We start from the raw sequence: 17223 nt of genomic DNA, 5'->3' as shown, positions 1-17223 counted from the left end.
TGTCCCGTCACAGCTGCCGCACCGTCAGCTTATTTTAAAAATTTCCGCATCAGCTTATCCTTCGTTTTCGTATATGGCATATAGCGGATAGGCAAATCCATCCAGGTGGATTTATTCACAACGGACTTTGCATGGCTGAAGGTTTCGAAGCTCTTTTTTCCATGATAGGAGCCCATGCCGCTCGCCCCCACGCCGCCGAAGCCCATACGGGAAGTGGCAAGATGGATGATGGTATCGTTGATGCAGCCGCCGCCGAAGGAAAGACTGCCCGTAATCCGATCTGCCGTCTCCCTGCTGTTTGTAAACAGGTACAGCGCAAGCGGTTTGGGCCTGTCCGTCACGAACCGCTCCACCTCGCTGATATCCCGGAACGTCATTACCGGCAGCACAGGCCCGAAAATTTCCTCCTGCATCACCGGCGCATCCGGGCTTACATCCTTTAAAACCGTAGGCGCGATCTGTAAAGTTTCCCGTTTTCCGCAGCCACCGGTGACAATCTTCTCGCCCTGCACAAGACCCAATACCCGATCATAATGCTTTTCATTGATCATTTTGGGATAATCAGGGTTGCTGAAGGGCTGTTTCCCGATCATTTTATCAATCCATTTCACCAGATAACCGATGAACTCCTCCTTCACCGATTCATGGACAAAACAGTAATCCGGGGCTACGCAGGTCTGTCCGCTGTTTAAAAACTTGCCGAACACAATCCTTTTTGCCGCCAGGGAAAGCTTTGCATCCCGATCCACAATACAGGGGCTTTTTCCTCCCAGCTCCAGCGTGACAGGAGTCAGGTGGGCTGCGGCCTTTTCCATCACCAGGCGTCCCACCGCCACGCTTCCGGTAAAGAAAATATAGTCAAACTTCTGTTCCAGGAGCCGGGCGTTTTCCTGCCTGCCGCCCTCCACCACCGCCACATAATCCTCCTGGAAGGTCTCGCTGATAATCCTTTTGAGAATGGCAGAGGTTGCCGGCGCATAGGCCGAGGGCTTAATAATACAGCAGTTACCTGCCGCAATGGCTCCCGCCGCAGGCTCCAGGGACAGCATAAAGGGATAATTCCAGGGAGACATGACAAGCGCCGCGCCGTAAGGCTCCTGCACCACATAGCTTTTGGCATGAAACTGCGCCAGCGGCGTGCGCACCCGTCTGGTTTTGCTCCACACGGCAGTGTTCTTTATGAGAAAACGAAGCTCGCTCAGGGATAACCCCACTTCCGTCATGTAGCCCTCAAAGGCGGATTTGTGCAGATCCGCATACAGCGCCTCATTGATTTCCTTTTCGTATTTCACGATGGAATTCTCCAGCTTCTGCAGGGCTGCTATGCGGAAGGCCACGTCCTTCGTACGCCCTGTCCGGAAAAAATCCCTTTGTCTTTGCACCAGTTCTTCTATTTCCATACCCTTGCTCCTTTCAGCAACTGCGCCCGGCTCCCGTAACAGTTCCGTCAACTGTGTTTCCCGTTCCTACAGCACTTCCCTAAGCCTGCCAATCCCTTCCCTGATCTCTTCTTTCCCCAATCCGGCATAACCGATTAATAACGTAGCCTCCTGCTCCAGGGCGGGGCCCAGCGACGCTTCATGCAGCCCGTAAAGCCTGACTCTTTTCTCTTCCGCCCGCCGTAAAAGTGCTTCCTCCTCCACATGCTCCCTGGAGGTGAGCAGCACATGCAGACCCGCATATTCCCCGGACAGACGGTATTTTTTCAGCAAAGGCTTCAGCTCCTCCAGGAGGATATCATGCTTTTCCTTATACAGCTTACGCATTTTGTTCAAATGACGTTCGAACGCGCCGCTTCGTATAAATTCGTTCAGTATGGTCTGATCGATCCGGGACACCGTGGAGGAAAAAAAGCCGCACTCCTTTTCATACCGCTTCAGCAGCGCAGGCGGCAGCACCATAAAGCTTACGCGGATCGCCGGCGCTATGGACTTGGAAAATGTACCGATATAAATCACCTTTCCCGCCGTATCCGAAGCCTGCAGGGACGGCACCGGCTTGCCCCGGTAACGGAATTCACTGTCGTAATCATCCTCAATCAGATACCTGTCCGACGCCCCCGCAGCCCATTTCAAAAGCTCCATCCGCCTGCCGATAGGCATCACCACGCCGGTGGGATATTGATGGGAGGGCATACAGTAGGCTACATTTGCTCCGGAAAGCGCCAGCTGCTTCACGGAAATCCCGTTTTCATCCACAGGGACAGTCACCACCCCGGATGCAAAGGACGAGAAAATACGATAGGCTCTCCGGTAGGAGGGATTTTCAAAGGCCACACAGATATCCCTGCCCAGAATGTATTGCAGAAGAAGCAGAAGATAATCGTTTCCCGCACCCACGATAATCTGCTCCGGGGATGCATTCACCCCTCTTGAGGAATGAAGATAACGGCAGATAGTCAGGCGGAAATCCTTGTCCCCCCTCGGTTCTCCCAGCGCAAACAGTTCCTTCCTGTCACCGCTTAGAATCTCTTTTGTTATTTTCCTCCATGTTCCGAAGGGAAAGGCGCTCATGTCAATGGCGTTGGGAGAAAAATCGTAATCAAAAGCCTTCTGCTGCTTTTGCTGCAGGTCGGGTTTGTCAGCGCCATCCCCCTTCTCCCGGGAAAGCTCCGACATCATCTGGTAAAGCTCCTCCACCCGGCACACATAATAGCCCCGGTAAGCGGAGGCTTCTATATACCCCTCCGATAGCAGCTGCCCATAGGCAAGCTCCACCGTGCTGCGCGCCACCTGCAGATATTCCGCCAGGGAACGCGTGGAGGGAAGCTTCTCTCCTGCAAGAAGCTTCCCCTCCTTAATTTCATCTCTGATGTATTCGTAAATCTGTTCATACAGATGTCTGCTGCCGTCCTCCGTCAGCTGTATTGCCAAATCATTCATATTTTTACCTGCTGCATATCACAGGTCCTCCTGTGATACTGCATCACCCAGTAATTGGAAAGCGCCTTCCCGGCTTAGCCCTGTTTGGGCAGCTTGAAAGAGCTCTTCAGGGATACGATACGGTTGAACACCGGCGCGCCCGGTTTGGAATCCTTATAGTCCGCACAGAAAAAGCCCTGCCTTACAAACTGGAAGCTCTCATAAGGAGCCGCCTCCTTCAGGGAAGGCTCCAGATAGCATTCCTTCACGATCAGAGAATTGGGATTCAAATTCAGGCTGCCGTCTTCATTATAAACGCCCTTCTCCTCATCAATGATATTCTCATACAGCCTCACCTCAGCCTTGAAGGCCTTATCTGCGCATACCCAGTGAATGGTTCCCTTCACCTTACGGGCATTGAAGCCGCTGCCGGATTTGGTTTCCGGATCGTAGGTACAGTGCACCACCGTCACATTGCCGTCTTCGTCCTTTTCAAAGCCCGTGCAGGTCACAAAATATGCGTTCATCAGGCGCACCTCATTGCCGGGGAACAGACGGAAATACTTCTTTGGCGGTTCTTCCATAAAATCGTCTCTTTCGATATACAGCTCTCTCCCGAAAGGAATCTCACGGCTTCCCAGTTCCTCATTTTCCAGGTTGTTGGGAGCCTCCAGCATCTCAATCTGTCCTTCCGGATAATTGTCAATCACCAGCTTAACAGGATCCAGAACCGCCATGACTCTGGGCTTCTTCAGCTTCAAATCCTCCCTGATGCAGTACTCCAGCATAGCGTAATCCACGGAGGAGTTGCTCTTGGATACACCACAAAGATCCACAAACATCTGGATGGACTCCGGCGTGAAGCCTCTTCTTCTAAGGGCAGCCACGGAAACAAGCCTGGGATCATCCCAGCCGTCCACGATGCCTTCCTCTACCAGCCTCTTGATATAACGTTTTCCCGTTACCACGTTGGTAAGGTACATTTTTGCAAATTCGATCTGCCTGGGGGGCTGCGGATATTCCAGTTCCCTCACAACCCAGTCATACAACAGCCTGTGATCCTCAAATTCCAGCGTACAAATGGAATGCGTAATCCCTTCAATCGCGTCCTCAATGGGATGGGCAAAATCATACATGGGATAAATGCACCATTTATCTCCCGTATTATGGTGGCTCATATGCGCCACACGGTAAATTACCGGATCACGCATGTTCATATTCGGGGAGGTCATGTCGATTCTGGCGCGCAGCACCTTTTCCCCGTCGGCATACCTGCCGTTTTTCATATCTTCAAACAGCGTAAGATTTTCTTCCACGCTTCTTGCGCTGGCAGGATCCTCCTTGCCGGGCTCTGTCAGCGTACCTCTGTATTCCCTGATCTGCTCTGCGGAAAGATCGGATACATAAGCCTTTCCCTTTTTGATCAGCTTAACAGCAGCCTCATACATCTGGTCAAAATAATTGGAGGCAAAGAAAAGCCTGTCCTCCCAGTCTGCGCCCAGCCACTTCACATCTTCCTTAATAGATTCCACGAATTCCTGCTTTTCCTTGGTGGGATTCGTATCATCAAAACGGAGATTGAATTTTCCGCCGTATTCCTTTGCCAGACCGGAGTTTAAAAGGATGCTCTTGGCATGTCCGATATGCAGGTAGCCATTGGGCTCCGGCGGGAAACGGGTATGCACCGTATCATAGACACCCTCTGCCAGGTCCTTGTCAATCATCTGCTCAATAAAATTCTTGCTTATCTCACTGCTCATGCTCTTTTTCCCGCCCATACGGCCTTCACAGCTCCTGTAAGCCTGCGCTGCCTGTCTTTCCGGCGGGTACTCCCTCCTTGAACCATACTTTATTATAATCTGTAACTGCATTATCTCAGCGGCGGGTAAAAATGTAAAAATCCATGTCCCATCGCCTACAGAGGCGGATTTTTACCTTCCGGCGCTGCACTTTTTCATGATCTGCGCAGCCGATGCGCAGACCTGCTGAATAGCTGTTAAAAATTATCTTATCACAAGTATTCGGAATACGCAAAGAAAAAATACGGGAAAGCCCCGTTTTTATCAGGTTTCCAGTAACACTTCAGCATCCGGGCCAGAGAGCGGGTTTCCGGAAATATTACCATAGTATTGTTCAACGTATATTCTTTTCCGTTTCGCAGTTAATAACTTAATTATTGTAAAATTTTCATATCCTCTGTAGCGCATCCTCCGGCACAGTGCTATAATGATTTCATATTTTGAAAATCAAAATACATATCTTTTGAGGAGGAACTAAAAATGGATCGTGTACAACTCAAAATGGATGCCAAAGCTGCCATGCAGCAGGCCAATCCTCATCCTGTCCTTGTAACTCTGGTATATCTGGTAATCCTTACAGCAGTCAACTTTGTGGTTTCCATGATGTCCGGCTTTTCCTCGCTGTTTACGGTCCTGGTAACGGACCCGGATGCCGCAGCCGCTATTTCCCTGGGAATGCTCGTTCCTTCCCTGCTGCTGTCTCTGGCCGCGACCCTGGTTATCGGCTTTATACAGATGGGCTACACCGCCTATACGCTTCGCGTGGTGAACCGGCAGCCTGCAGGCATTAATGATTTATTTGCCTATGCCCGCTACTGCCTGAAAATCTGGGGACTGACCATCGTAATGGGCATTTTTGTAATGCTCTGGTCCCTGCTCTTCTGGTTCCCCGGCATCATCGCCTATTACCGCTATTCCCAGGCCTTTTACATACTTGCGGAAAATCCTGAAAAGGGAATCATGGACTGCATCAACGAAAGCAAGGCCATGATGTACGGACATAAAATGGATAAATTCGTATTGGATCTGTCCTTTATCCTCTGGTATCTTCTGGCAGGCGTCACCTGTGGAATCGCCGGAATCTACGTCACTCCTTATGTCGGAATTACCAACGCGGGCTTCTACAACAGCCTGAAATACGGCGGAAGCTATCAGCAAAACGGCTATGGCCCCAATTATGGAGCTTACCAGCAGGGCGGATTCCAGCAAAACGGTTATCAGCAGGGTCAGGGCGGCTACCAGCAGGGATATGGCCAGCAGGGCTTCGGCAATCCTTATCAGCAGGGCTATGATCCTAATTACCAGCAGAATGCCAACCCGCAGGGTTTTAATCCTAACTATCAGCAGAATGCCAATCCGCAGGGCTTTGACCCCAATTACCAGCAGAATGGTAACCCGCAGGGTTTTGACCCTAATTACCAGCAAAACAGTACTCCGCAGGATTATAATGCGGAAGTCGGTACTGATACAAATCAGCCTGTCTGATAAACAGCTGCTTAAAAGGAATCCGCCGTCATGGGGATTCCTTTTCTTTATTAGTTTTTTTCCACAATCCGGTTCCGGATTACTTAAATAATCCACAATTCACTGCTTTTTACTGAAAGGAGGCAAGTTTGAAACATAAATTATATCACGCAATGATCTCCCTGTGCATCGGTATGCTTTTTGCCGCCTGTTCCGGAAAGCCTTTAGAACAGACGGAGCCTGCCGTTTCTGCTGCTGAATCAACGGAGGCCTCCTTCTCTTGGGAAAGCCCTGTGGAATCCGAAACAGACCAGCAGCTGCCCAACATGCTGTATGCCCGGGATAAGCTTTTTGTCTCCACCGGCAGAAAAGCCATATTAACCTGCGGTACTGCAGACGGCAATATCACTTCCGTCACAGCGCCAAACCAGGAGCCCTCCGAAAACGGACAGGCCAATTTCGGCAGCGTCGGCGCGGACTACGTTTCCGCAGCCGAACATGCAATGGCTGTGGAAATCGATGGAATCTACATTCTTTTCCTGACGCCGGGATGGACAGAATATCAGGGACAATATTTCAGCAAGGAGGAATTGTCACCGGATACCCTCACATGGCTGGATAACTACTACAGCCTGTCTAAGGAGGAACAGCTGGCTATTTCCTATATTCCCGCTGAACTCATCCGTCAGGAGGAACCTCCCCTAGTAACTGAAACGAAATAAAATTAAAAGCAACCAATATAAAGGCCCCGGAAACCACCAGTTCAGATAAACTGAACTGCTGTGTCCCGAAGGCCTTTTTTATCTAACTTTATTTATGAAATTTTTATTTTACTGTCTCTTGTTTTTTTTCGCTGCCCGTGTTATTATTTTTTCGTCTATAATTCTATTTTTATTCCGGCAGTTCTGCCGACAGTTCTCACTCATTTATTTTATTGGAAAGGGAGGGATGCCTTTGTACTGATTTATCTGATTTTCGTTTATATATTGCTATGTTTCCCATACCTGTGATAAAATAAAGGAGATAACAAATGACAGACAAAAAAAGCAAAATGGTTCCGCTCAGCGAACTGACGCTGCTGGATCGGTTTCTTTTCGATGAAGTTATGGAAAATGAACAGATACACCAGCTCATTCTTGAAATTATATTAGGAAAGGATATCGCCCTCCTGACCAGGGCCGAAACGGAAAAGGAACTGCGTACAAGCCCGCTTCTGCGTTCCATCCGCATGGATGTCTTTTCCATGGACGAAGAAGGATTCATCTACAATACGGAAGCTCAGAAGCAGCCCAGGCCTGACTTGCCCAAAAGAAGCCGTTACTACCAGGGTCTACTGGATTCCTCGCTGCTGGAACCCGGTTCCGTACATTTCAATTTACTGAATGATTCCTTCATTATCATCATAACGCCCTACGATGTTTTCGGACTGGGAAAATACCGCTATACCTTCCGCGCCAGATGCGACGAGAATACTTCCTGTATTCTTCCTGACGGCGCAACGCGGATTTTCCTTAACACCAAAGGAACCAACAGGGAGGAAGCCGGCGAGGAGCTGGCACAGTTCCTGGAATATGCGGAGAAAACGGACGACATTTCCGCTCTGAATTCAAACAGTGAGAAAATCCTCAGAATTCATGAACACATCCGCATGCTCAAATCCAGCGAAGAGATGGGAGTGAAGTATATGCAGGCATGGGAAGAAAAATTGCAGGTACTGGAGGAAGGCCTTGAAAAAGGAATTCAGCTTACAAAAAAAGTCCTGAAGCTTTCCGCGGAGGGCCGCAGCGAATCGGAAATTTCCGAACTCTGCGACATCTCTCCTGAACAGGTGCGCAGAATTCTGGACGCATAATTCCTGCTGTAAAAAATGGCAAAAAGAGGTGTTCTTCCGGCTGCCCGCCGGGAGAACACCTCTTTTACCATAACAGTTCAGAAACCAACTATTACCACTAACTATAGCCGCACAGCTATACAACCGCACAGCCTCCTGTACGGCTTTATTTTATCAATGATGGAACAGCCTGATTCCTGTAAATACCATAGCCATGCCATATCTGTTGCAGGCATCGATTACCGCATCGTCACGAACGGAACCGCCGGGCTGAACGATATATTTTACGCCGCTTCTGCGCGCGCGGTCGATGTTATCAAAGAAGGGGAAGAAGGCATCGGAGCCCAGTGTTACATTTTCCAGCTTCTCCAGCCATTCCTTTCTTTCTTCCCTGGTAAATACGGGAGGCTTTACCTTAAAGGTCTTTTCCCAGATGCCGTCTGCCAGTACATCCATATAATCATCGCTCATATAAACGTCAATGGCATTATCCCTGTCCGCGCGTCCCAGGCCGTCTGCAAACTGCAGGGAAAGCACCTGGGGAGACTGACGGAGGAACCAGTTATCAGCCTTGTTCCCTGCCAGGCGGGTGCAGTGGATTCTGGACTGCTGGCCTGCGCCGATGCCGATAGCCTGTCCGTCTTTTACGTAGCATACGGAATTGGACTGGGTATATTTCAGAGTAATGAGCGCAATCTTCATATCGATCAGCGCTTCCGCAGGAATTTCTTTGTTTTCGGTCACAATATGGGAAAGCAGCTCCTCATTGATATTCAGTTCGTTTCTTCCCTGTTCGAAGGTAATCCCATATACCTGCTTTCTTTCCAATGCAGCCGGCTGGTAGGAAGGATCGATCGAAATCACATTATAATTTCCTTTTTTCTTCTGCTTCAGGATTTCAAGCGCCTCATCCGTATAACCGGGAGCGATAACGCCGTCGGAAACCTCTCTTTTGATAAGCTTCGCCGTATCCGCATCACATACATCGGAAAGGGAAATAAAATCACCGAAGGAAGACATCCTGTCCGCTCCTCTTGCCCTGGCATAAGCACAGGCCAACGGAGAAAGCTCACCCAGATCATCAACCCAGTAAATCCTGGCCAGAGTCTCGGAAAGAGGAAGGCCTACTGCCGCGCCTGCCGGAGACACATGCTTGAAAGAGGTTGCAGCGGGAAGCCCGGTGGCCTCCTTTAATTCCTTTACCAGCTGCCAGCCGTTCAGGGCATCCAGGAAATTAATATAACCGGGTTTTCCATTAAGGACAGTGACCGGAAGCTCGCTTCCATCCTCCATATAAATGCGGGAAGGCTTCTGGTTCGGGTTGCAGCCATATTTTAACTGAATTTCGTTCATCTCATCATTCTCCTGTTATTTATTCTTATTCACGATTCTTGTTTCATAGCTTCCGTTTTCGATATCAATATAGCGGACAAAAAGGGAAACCTTGTTTTCTTCATTCAGGCTGTTCCAGAGCATATCCGTAAATTCATCGATATCCCCTTTGATTTCCACAAGCTTTGGCTCGCCTTCGAAGCTGGGAAGCGGATTGCCGTCATGCATATAAGTATGGATGAAACGTCCCTTCCCCGGCGCAGGATTCTCGTAAGCATAGGTGAAACGGTTGCAGCTGTCAGCACATCCGTCATCACTCTTTAAAATGGACATGGCAAAATTATAATTGCCTTCTCCGATATGCATAATGCCTGAAATACGGGGGGTATAATTGGGGCCGTCCGGTTCGAATTCCCTGCTTCTTAAGGACTGCTCAAAGGTCATCTGCTTATCCATGCCTTCATAAATCGTATCTGTCTGATCCCCGTTGGTCACAATCGTCTTATTCCCCAGCACGCGGACAGGCGCATAAATGATCAGGCTGGGATCCTCCAGCTTGGAAGGGTCAAATGCCTGGGTACGTATCCCCTCTCCGTCCTCTGCAAAAATACGGTTTCTGCTGTTGGAGCTTCTGCCCATAATAAAATAAGCCGCTACCGCTTTTCTGCCGTCAGGCGTCCTTCCCAGAACAATACCTCTTCCGGGATAGGCGTTGCTCCTCAGTTCTTCTTCCAGAGACAATAAATTCATCGCTTCCTCCATTCCGCCGCTTTACGGCTGCTTTTTACAGAATTCTTTCCGCCGGCCCAGGCCTGTCGGACGGTTTTTATTTCCATAGCCTCACACGGAAATAAAAAACCGCCTGGTTACTCCTATAAGGGTACCCAGGCGGCCGGCTTTCTTCATACATACTCCCTGTGGTGCTCCACCAATCCGCCAGTCGTACGTACTACCTTAAATTTAATCGGGCGAAAACGCCCTATATCGACAGTATATCCCATCCTTTTTCCCGTGACAAGTATTTTTGTGGAAATTAAGGCCGATTTCGATTATAATGATTTTAACCGGACAGTTCCGGCAATAACCATACATCGATTATAAGAAGATTACAGGAGCACTCTATGACAAAAATGCGCCGTTTCTATACCAATGAACTTTTTCATGAATTTCTCTTTTTTTCACTTGCGCTGATCTGTATGCTGATCTTTGCCTTTATCCAGCCCTTCGGGGAAGGGCCGGATGAAATCAACCGCTTCCGGGTTGTCCGTTTCATCTATGAGAATGGCAGGCTCCCCAAAGGCGATGATCCGGCGGTGCTCATTCCGGGCTACGGCGGTTCATATGCCTTTCAGCCAATGCTTACCTACATATTGGATGGATACCTGCTGCGCGCTGTCCGTGTATTTACGGAACGCTTTGACGTGCTGCTTGTTACAGCCCGTTTGATAAACGTAGCTTTCGGCATGGCCGCGGCCTTTTTTACCCGCCGCCTGTCCAGGCTGCTCTTTCCTGAAAAAATGACGCAGTGGCTGTTTTCCTGCCTGGTGGTTTTTCTCCCCCAGAGCATTTTTCTGCATACCTATATCAACACGGATTCCTGCGCCCTGTTCTCCGTTATCCTTATGTTCGCCGCTGTGCTGGAGGGAATGAAAAACGGCTTTACACGTTCCACCTGCATCCAGACTGCCGTAGGAGTCATACTGTGCGCGCTTTCCTACTACAACGCCTACGGCGCCGTTCTTGTTACCGTGGTTTTATTTATCAGCTGCTTTATCAGCAAGGTATCCGCCCGGACCATCACCTCCGACGGAACCGCTTCTCCCGTAGACAGCTACCATCTGGAATGGAGGCCTTTGCTGCAGGCGGGCCTGTTTATCACCGCTGTTTTCCTCGTGGGAGCCGGCTGGTGGTTTATCCGCAATGCAATTCTCTATCATGGCGATTTTCTCGGCATGGAGGCCAGAAATCTCTGCGTGGCGGCCTCCTGCACTCCTGAATTCCACCCGGCGCTGCGCCAGACTTACCAAAATCAGGGCATCGGCGTCTTCACCATGATATTCGGAACCGACTATTTTACCCTGTTGGTCAGAAGCTTTGTGGCCATGTTTGGTCCCATGAACCTGCCTACTCACTACTACATTTATGAAACCTACTACCGCATTTTCATCCTGGGCCTGATCTCATGTATGCTTCCCATCGGCCACTCGTTTTACCTTACCTGGCAGGAACAGAAACGCCGCTGGTTCTTCAACGGCTGTATGCTCCTCGCCTGCATTATCCCCATATTCCTCTGCATTTACTACTCCTACACCTGGGATTTCCAGCCCCAGGGAAGATACCTCATGCCCATGCTTCCCGCCTTCATGTTTTTCGTAACCCTGGGCATCCGCAAGCTTGCCTTCCTCCTCCAGGAGCTGGCAGACAGGCTTAAGCTGCGCACCCTTGCCGAAAAACTCCCTGCCATCCTCACCGCCTGCATCATCTTCTTTACCGCAGCCTCCCTCCTCTACTCCGTCCTGCGCGTCGTAGTCCCTCACTACCTCGCAGGCTGACCGTCCGGAACAGACACGGCCGCCGCCGAAGGCCGGAAGGATGTGCAGCGCGGGCTTTAGTGGCAGAAGGGGCAGGTTTCACAGAGGGAGGATTTATTTCCCCCTACTCTGATTTAATACGCTGAATCAATGGCTCCTTCCCACAGTATCTGACCGCCCACACAGAAAACACCATCTGAATTACCAGCAGCAGCGCCGCAAACACAAACACCGGCACAAAAGGGAAATGGAATACCAGCTTCCCGAAGGTGCCCAGCTGGTCAAAGATCCTGCACAGCGTCCAGCCGGCCGCCGTTCCCAGTGTCAGGGTAATCAGGATCGTTCCCGCCACATAGAAAAAGCACTCCGCCTTCAGCATGGCGGAAAGCTGCCCGCCGCTCATTCCCACGGACTGCAGGATACCAAACTCCTGCCTGCGCGTCACCACATTGGTAAGCAGTGTATTCACCAGATTCAGGATACCGAACAGGGCAATGAATACAACCAGCCCGTACAGCGGAAGTTTGATCTGTTCCATGCTTTTTACCATCTGATGCCTGATATCACTCAGGAAATTTATTTCCACATGGTCCCAATCCTCCATCATATCAATAACCGCTTCTTCGATCTGCACTTCCTTATCCGGTTCGCCTTCCACCATATAATGCGTATTGAAATTATCCACCGATTCCTTCAGCAAAGGAAGCAGGGCATCCGGCACATAAAAGAAAGGGACGTCTATTCCCACATGGGGTGATTCAACCAGCCCCATAACCTTTAATTCCACCGTCGTTCCCTGATCCGTTTTCACCTGTATCACATCCCCCAGCTGAGGCTGATAGCCGTAAAAACGGTACATCAGCTTCTCCGAATCACCTGCCAGAACCCCATGCTCCTTCACCAGGATATCATAGTCTATCGTCCCTTCCAGAAGCATGTCGGAATACTTCTCCATCTGCGCCCTGCTCAGGCCGATATTCCGGAAGGAAAGTGTATCCGGATTCTCCCTGGCGTAATCGTTCATCCTGGGAAAAATAAAATTCGATTTACAGCCGCGGAAAACAGCCACATCCGTTACTCCGTCAATTTGTGACAGTTCCCTAAACATTTCATCATCCAGCGGATTGTCCTGTTCCATTTTTGTATAATATTCCGTAGCGCTATCCGCATCAATCTCCTGTGCCCCATTGTCCCCCTGTTCCAGTTCTATGTGGACGCAGCCCACACCAAAGCCTGCTCTTGCCATGGCATCCGCATCCACGGAATTCAGGTAGGAGGCCGCGCACATCAGCAGAATCCCGGTAAATCCCAGAGAGCAGAGCGTGAGCGCCGCCTTTCTTCTGTTTCTGCCAAAATTGAGAAACGCCAGGCTGACAGGCGTGATCCTTCTTTGTTTTCTTTCCTTATTCCGGACCGCCCCGCCTGTAGATACCTCATTGATTCTGACGGCTTCCACCGGAGATACCGAAGAAGCGATTTTTAACGGGGTACGGATAGAAATCATTACAGCGGTCTCTGTCAGTACGGCAATCACTGCCATGCAGGGAATGGAAATACTCCATTTCCATCCCTCCGGTTCCAGCAGGAATCCCAGAAGGCTTCCCAACAGAATTCCCACCGGAATGGCAATACCTGAAACAAACAGGCCTTCCCTGCGCACCAGCTTTTTTATCTGTCTTCTTGTTGTCCCAATGACCCGGAGCCTGCCGTATTCCTGCGTTTTGGCCACCACGGAAATATAAAACAGGCTGTATATCACCAGCGATGTGGCGACTACAATCAGAAGGCAGCAAAAGGCTATTGCCATCACCTTTTCAATAGGCAGATCCTCTCCCATGGTAAAATATGTGGAACTGTAAAAAACCTGCTGTTCCTTCAGCCCGCAGGCCTCTGCCAGCGCCAGCGTCTTCCCCTTCAGGGTTTCCATATCGTCGCCCTCTGTGCCGCGGAGCCGAATATTCAGCGTATATCGGGGATTTCCATCAGTAACGGCATTCAGATATGCCTCGGACACAATGACCCGGTAAATCCTGGCTTCATTCTCCGTATACATCACGCCGCTCACCGTATAATCCCGTTTCACACCGTCGCCCATATCCATATTCAGCGTCTGTCCGGTCTGTATCGGAAGCCCCAGATGCTCCAGGCATCCGCTTTCCACAATAATTTCATTCTCCGTTTCAGGCCAGCTGCCTTCCAGCTCCCCATAGGTCAGGAGGCTTGCCGTCTCAGCATCCACATATTCAATCGTCAGCACATAATCCCTGATCCGGGGCGTGCCCAGGCTGACTTTGACGCCGGAGCGCTCCACTTCGGGACGGTTCTTCAGTTCCTCAACCTTTTCTGCAGATAAATCCGTGAACACGGTCTGATATCTTCCCTTCAGGTAACGGTTCAACTTCGTGTTCTGGCCCAGTATTTTTAAGGACAGCGTCAGCATAAGGCAGGCACTGAAAGCGATGGTGAGAATTAAAAACAGGTTTCTTTTCTTATCCGACTTCAGGCTGTTTACCGCCAGCCTTTTGATAATGCCAGTATTCAGATTCCGGAACATCACACCACCCCCTGCTGCTTTTCAACGATTCTGCCGTCTTCAATCCGCACTATCCGATGGGAAAGCTGGGCAATTTCGTTGTTATGGGTAATCATGACCACCGTCTGATTGAACTGTTCGCTCGTCATTTTTAAAAGTCCCAGCACATCGGCACTGGTACGGCTGTCCAGGTTCCCGGTAGGCTCGTCTGCAAGCACGATGGCAGGTTTGGTTATCAGCGCCCTGGCAATCGCCACTCTCTGTTGCTGCCCTCCGGAAAGATTATTCGGCATGCTGTTCAGCTTTTCCCTCAGGGAAAGCATATCCACAATCCTGTCAAACAAAGGCATATCCACCGATTCTCCGTCCAGCTCCACAGGCAGTACAATGTTTTCATATACATTCAGAATCGGAACCAGATTATAGTTCTGGAAAATGAAACCGATGTTCCTCCTCCGGAAAATTGTGAGCTGCTCGTCATTCATTTCCGCCAGCTCCTTTCCCCGTACTTTCACGCTGCCTGAGGTAGGCGTATCCAGCCCTCCCATCATATGCAGCAGCGTGGACTTTCCGCTGCCGCTGGTGCCTACCACCGCCAGAAATTCCCCCTGCTCCACGGACAGGTTCACTCCGTCCAGCGCTTTCGTAATATTGGGTTCCTGTCCATAATATTTTTTTAAATCCTCTGTCTGTAAAATCGTCATAATTGCTCCCTTCCGCATTGCTTCCCTGCGTCATTTTCTATATACAGATTATAGAAGGGAAATGTTGCGTAAAAGTCACAGAAACCGAAAAGATTTCCTAAGTAAGGACTATTGGATGCGCGGGATGAGGTCAGCGGTTGAGGAGGTAGATGGAAAATGTGGAGCCCTGGTTGGGGGCGGACGTTACTTTTACATAGCCTCCCTGGCGGGTTATGATTTCCCGGGTCAGGTACAGGCCCAAGCCAAGGCCCTGCGTATCGGCGGTGTTTTCTTCTCTGTAGAATCTTTGGAATATAGCGGCGTGATTTGTTTCCGGGATGCCTTTGCCTGTGTCGGTAATTTCCAGGCGTGTGTACATTTCCTGTTTTTCTGCTTTTATATGGATTTTTCCGCCTGAAGGCGTGTATTTTACCGCGTTGTCAAGCAGGTTAAAGATTGCTTCCGCTGTCCATTGGTGGTCGTGGGGCACAATAAGGTGTTCCGGGCATTCCACTTCTACATGTATGTCCTTTGCTTCCGCTGTAAACAGGATGCCGCCCAGGGCAGAGGCCAGCGTTTCGTAGAGGGATTCCTGTTGCTTGCGTATGGCGAGGATTCCTGATTCCAGCCGGGAGGTCCTGACTAGCGCCTGCATGAGGAAGTCCAGCTTCTCCACCTGGCCGTTCATGGCCTCCAGGAATTCTTTTTGCTTTTGGGGCGGCATGGTATGGGTCAGGAGGGTGTTCCCCAGCATTTTCAGATTAGCCGCCGGGGTTTTTACCTGGTGGGAGATATCGGAAACCAGTTCCTGGAGACGCTGTTTTTCTTCTTCCACACGGCTGCGGCTGTTCTGCACCACCTCATAAAGGCGCAGGATCCTGTTCCCAAGCCTGGATAACAGTGTGTCCTCCTCCAAATCTGTAATATTCCGCAGGAGGTGTCCCATTTGCTGCAATGCAGGGCCGGCTGTGTCTTCATACAGAGTATTCCCGGATGCCATCACCGCATCCATCAGTTCCCCTGTTGCGGTCATAAATTGATCCAGGTGTCTGCGCAGGCCGGTGAGAATCAGGCAGCCCCAGCCAACTGCAATGGAAATTGCTGCCAGGCCCATATACAATACTGCTAAAGAATGGGTGTATATAAAAAAGGCCCCTGTCAGAGCCGTTACCATTAAAAATGCCGCGGCGCTGACAGCTCCTGTATAAAGCCGCCATTCTGCGCCGTCCCTGTATTTTTCTTCCGCCATATGCATTTTCTCCCTGTCTTTCCTGCTTTTTTCTACCTGTCTTTCTGTTGTATTTCTGTTATCTTTCTGTTGTCTTTCTGTCTCTCTTACTTTCTGTCTCTCCGGCTTTTCCCTGCGGCAGCCCGGGCGTTCCTTCATCTGCTGCCTTTTAGCAGGCATCCCTGACACGCCGCCGGGGCCGTCCCGTTACAGACGCCGGGGCTGTCCCTGATTTTACAGACGCCGTTCCTGCCGGCCGTTCCACAGATAGCCCATGCCGTATACGGTCTTAATATAGGGGTACTCTCCCTCCAGCTTGCCCCTTACCCGGCTGATTACCGTAGTCAGCGTGTGCTCATCCACATAATTTTCCTGCTCATCCCAGAGCTTCTCCAGCAGCTTCTGCCTGGTGAGCACAATGCCGGGATTACTGGTAAAAATCTCCAGCAGCCTGTATTCCAGCGGCGTGAACTGGATTTCCTTTCCATGATAAACCGTGCGCAGGCTCCGCAAATCGATCCGCAGCTCTCCGTCCTCATAAATGCCGTCCGGCTGCTCCTGCCTGGTTGAGCACAGCTGCAGGAGGGTCTTTACCTTTTTTACCAGGACCTTTACAGGAAAGGGCTTGGATACATAATCTGCGGCACCCAGTTCAAAGCCCTTCAGCATATCCCGTTCCAGATCATTGGCCGTAAGGAAAAGCACTGCCATTGCAGGGAAGTTTTTTTTAAATTCCCGGCAGAGGGAAAAACCGTCACCATCCGGCAGGTTCACATCCAGAATTGTCATATCATACCGCTCCGTCTCCAGCAGCTTTCTGGCCTGTGCACAACTGAATGCGGATGCTGCAGAGAGCTTTTCCTCCTGCAGATTATAGACAAGCGTGGTATTTAACAGCGTATCATCTTCCACGATTAATATTTTCTTCATAGCCGATCCCATCATGCCTTCCTGTACCGGT

The 17223-nt window shown here is 50.2% G+C and carries 13 protein-coding genes and 1 riboswitch; of the genes, 4 read left to right on the top strand and 9 right to left on the bottom strand.

Going from position 1 to position 17223, the window contains the following annotated elements:
• Positions 1–29: 29 nt before the first annotated feature.
• From HMPREF1548_RS19370 to HMPREF1548_RS19360, 3 genes are all read right to left on the bottom strand, one after another.
• On the bottom strand, positions 30–1442 hold the full coding sequence (locus tag HMPREF1548_RS19370) for an aldehyde dehydrogenase (protein ID WP_276946249.1): 1413 nt from the start codon (positions 1440–1442) through the stop codon (positions 30–32).
• 24 nt (positions 1443–1466) lie between these two features.
• Complete coding sequence (gene pdxR, locus HMPREF1548_RS19365) at positions 1467–2882, bottom strand: MocR-like pyridoxine biosynthesis transcription factor PdxR (RefSeq protein ID WP_021638179.1); 1416 nt, start codon at positions 2880–2882, stop codon at positions 1467–1469.
• Between the two features lie 74 nt (positions 2883–2956).
• Positions 2957–4639, bottom strand: coding sequence for a glutamine--tRNA ligase/YqeY domain fusion protein (locus tag HMPREF1548_RS19360; protein ID WP_502690640.1), 1683 nt, complete (start codon positions 4637–4639; stop codon positions 2957–2959).
• Positions 4640–5140: 501 nt separating this feature from the next.
• Between HMPREF1548_RS19360 and HMPREF1548_RS19355 the strand changes: the two genes are divergently transcribed.
• The 3 genes from HMPREF1548_RS19355 to HMPREF1548_RS19345 all read left to right on the top strand — a co-directional run bounded on the left by HMPREF1548_RS19355 (position 5141) and on the right by HMPREF1548_RS19345 (position 7976).
• Complete coding sequence (locus HMPREF1548_RS19355) at positions 5141–6145, top strand: DUF975 family protein (RefSeq protein ID WP_021638175.1); 1005 nt, start codon at positions 5141–5143, stop codon at positions 6143–6145.
• Positions 6146–6273: 128 nt separating this feature from the next.
• On the top strand, positions 6274–6846 hold the full coding sequence (locus HMPREF1548_RS19350) for a hypothetical protein (RefSeq protein ID WP_147332344.1): 573 nt from the start codon (positions 6274–6276) through the stop codon (positions 6844–6846).
• A gap of 308 nt (positions 6847–7154) precedes the next feature.
• On the top strand, positions 7155–7976 hold the full coding sequence (locus tag HMPREF1548_RS19345; RefSeq protein ID WP_021638172.1) for an Rpn family recombination-promoting nuclease/putative transposase: 822 nt from the start codon (positions 7155–7157) through the stop codon (positions 7974–7976).
• Between the two features lie 153 nt (positions 7977–8129).
• Here HMPREF1548_RS19345 and HMPREF1548_RS19340 read toward each other — a convergent pair whose 3' ends face one another.
• Both HMPREF1548_RS19340 and HMPREF1548_RS19335 read right to left on the bottom strand, forming a co-directional pair.
• Positions 8130–9308: a phosphoribosylaminoimidazolecarboxamide formyltransferase gene (locus HMPREF1548_RS19340; RefSeq protein WP_021638171.1), complete on the bottom strand. Its 1179-nt coding sequence runs from the start codon at positions 9306–9308 to the stop codon at positions 8130–8132.
• Between the two features lie 15 nt (positions 9309–9323).
• The gene (locus HMPREF1548_RS19335) at positions 9324–10037 is read right to left on the bottom strand and encodes an IMP cyclohydrolase (protein ID WP_025488787.1); all 714 of its coding nucleotides are present in this window, start codon (positions 10035–10037) and stop codon (positions 9324–9326) included.
• Positions 10038–10162: 125 nt separating this feature from the next.
• Positions 10163–10241: riboswitch (ZMP/ZTP riboswitch) on the bottom strand.
• A 167-nt stretch (positions 10242–10408) separates the two neighbouring features.
• On the opposite strand from HMPREF1548_RS19335, the gene HMPREF1548_RS19330 reads away from it, so the two are divergent.
• Positions 10409–11839, top strand: coding sequence for a glycosyltransferase family protein (locus tag HMPREF1548_RS19330; protein ID WP_021638169.1), 1431 nt, complete (start codon positions 10409–10411; stop codon positions 11837–11839).
• Positions 11840–11942: 103 nt separating this feature from the next.
• Here the strand turns inward: HMPREF1548_RS19330 and HMPREF1548_RS19325 are convergent, their stop codons facing one another.
• The 4 genes from HMPREF1548_RS19325 to HMPREF1548_RS19310 all read right to left on the bottom strand — a co-directional run bounded on the left by HMPREF1548_RS19325 (position 11943) and on the right by HMPREF1548_RS19310 (position 17192).
• Positions 11943–14372 carry an ABC transporter permease gene (locus tag HMPREF1548_RS19325; RefSeq protein ID WP_021638168.1) on the bottom strand — a complete coding sequence of 810 codons (2430 nt, stop codon included), beginning with the start codon at positions 14370–14372 and terminating at the stop codon, positions 11943–11945.
• Positions 14372–15055 (bottom strand): ABC transporter ATP-binding protein, encoded by a 684-nt coding sequence (locus tag HMPREF1548_RS19320; protein ID WP_025488782.1) that lies wholly within the window; start codon positions 15053–15055, stop codon positions 14372–14374. Before HMPREF1548_RS19320 ends, HMPREF1548_RS19325 begins: the two co-directional genes overlap by 1 nt.
• A gap of 130 nt (positions 15056–15185) precedes the next feature.
• On the bottom strand, positions 15186–16283 hold the full coding sequence (locus HMPREF1548_RS19315; RefSeq protein WP_035323038.1) for a sensor histidine kinase: 1098 nt from the start codon (positions 16281–16283) through the stop codon (positions 15186–15188).
• Between the two features lie 213 nt (positions 16284–16496).
• On the bottom strand, positions 16497–17192 hold the full coding sequence (locus HMPREF1548_RS19310) for a response regulator transcription factor (RefSeq protein ID WP_035323035.1): 696 nt from the start codon (positions 17190–17192) through the stop codon (positions 16497–16499).
• Positions 17193–17223: the final 31 nt, after the last annotated feature.

The organism is Clostridium sp. KLE 1755, assembly GCF_000466465.2.
Lineage (GTDB): Bacteria > Bacillota > Clostridia > Lachnospirales > Lachnospiraceae > Eisenbergiella > Eisenbergiella porci.
This window is presented reverse-complemented; position numbering and strand designations above follow the sequence as displayed.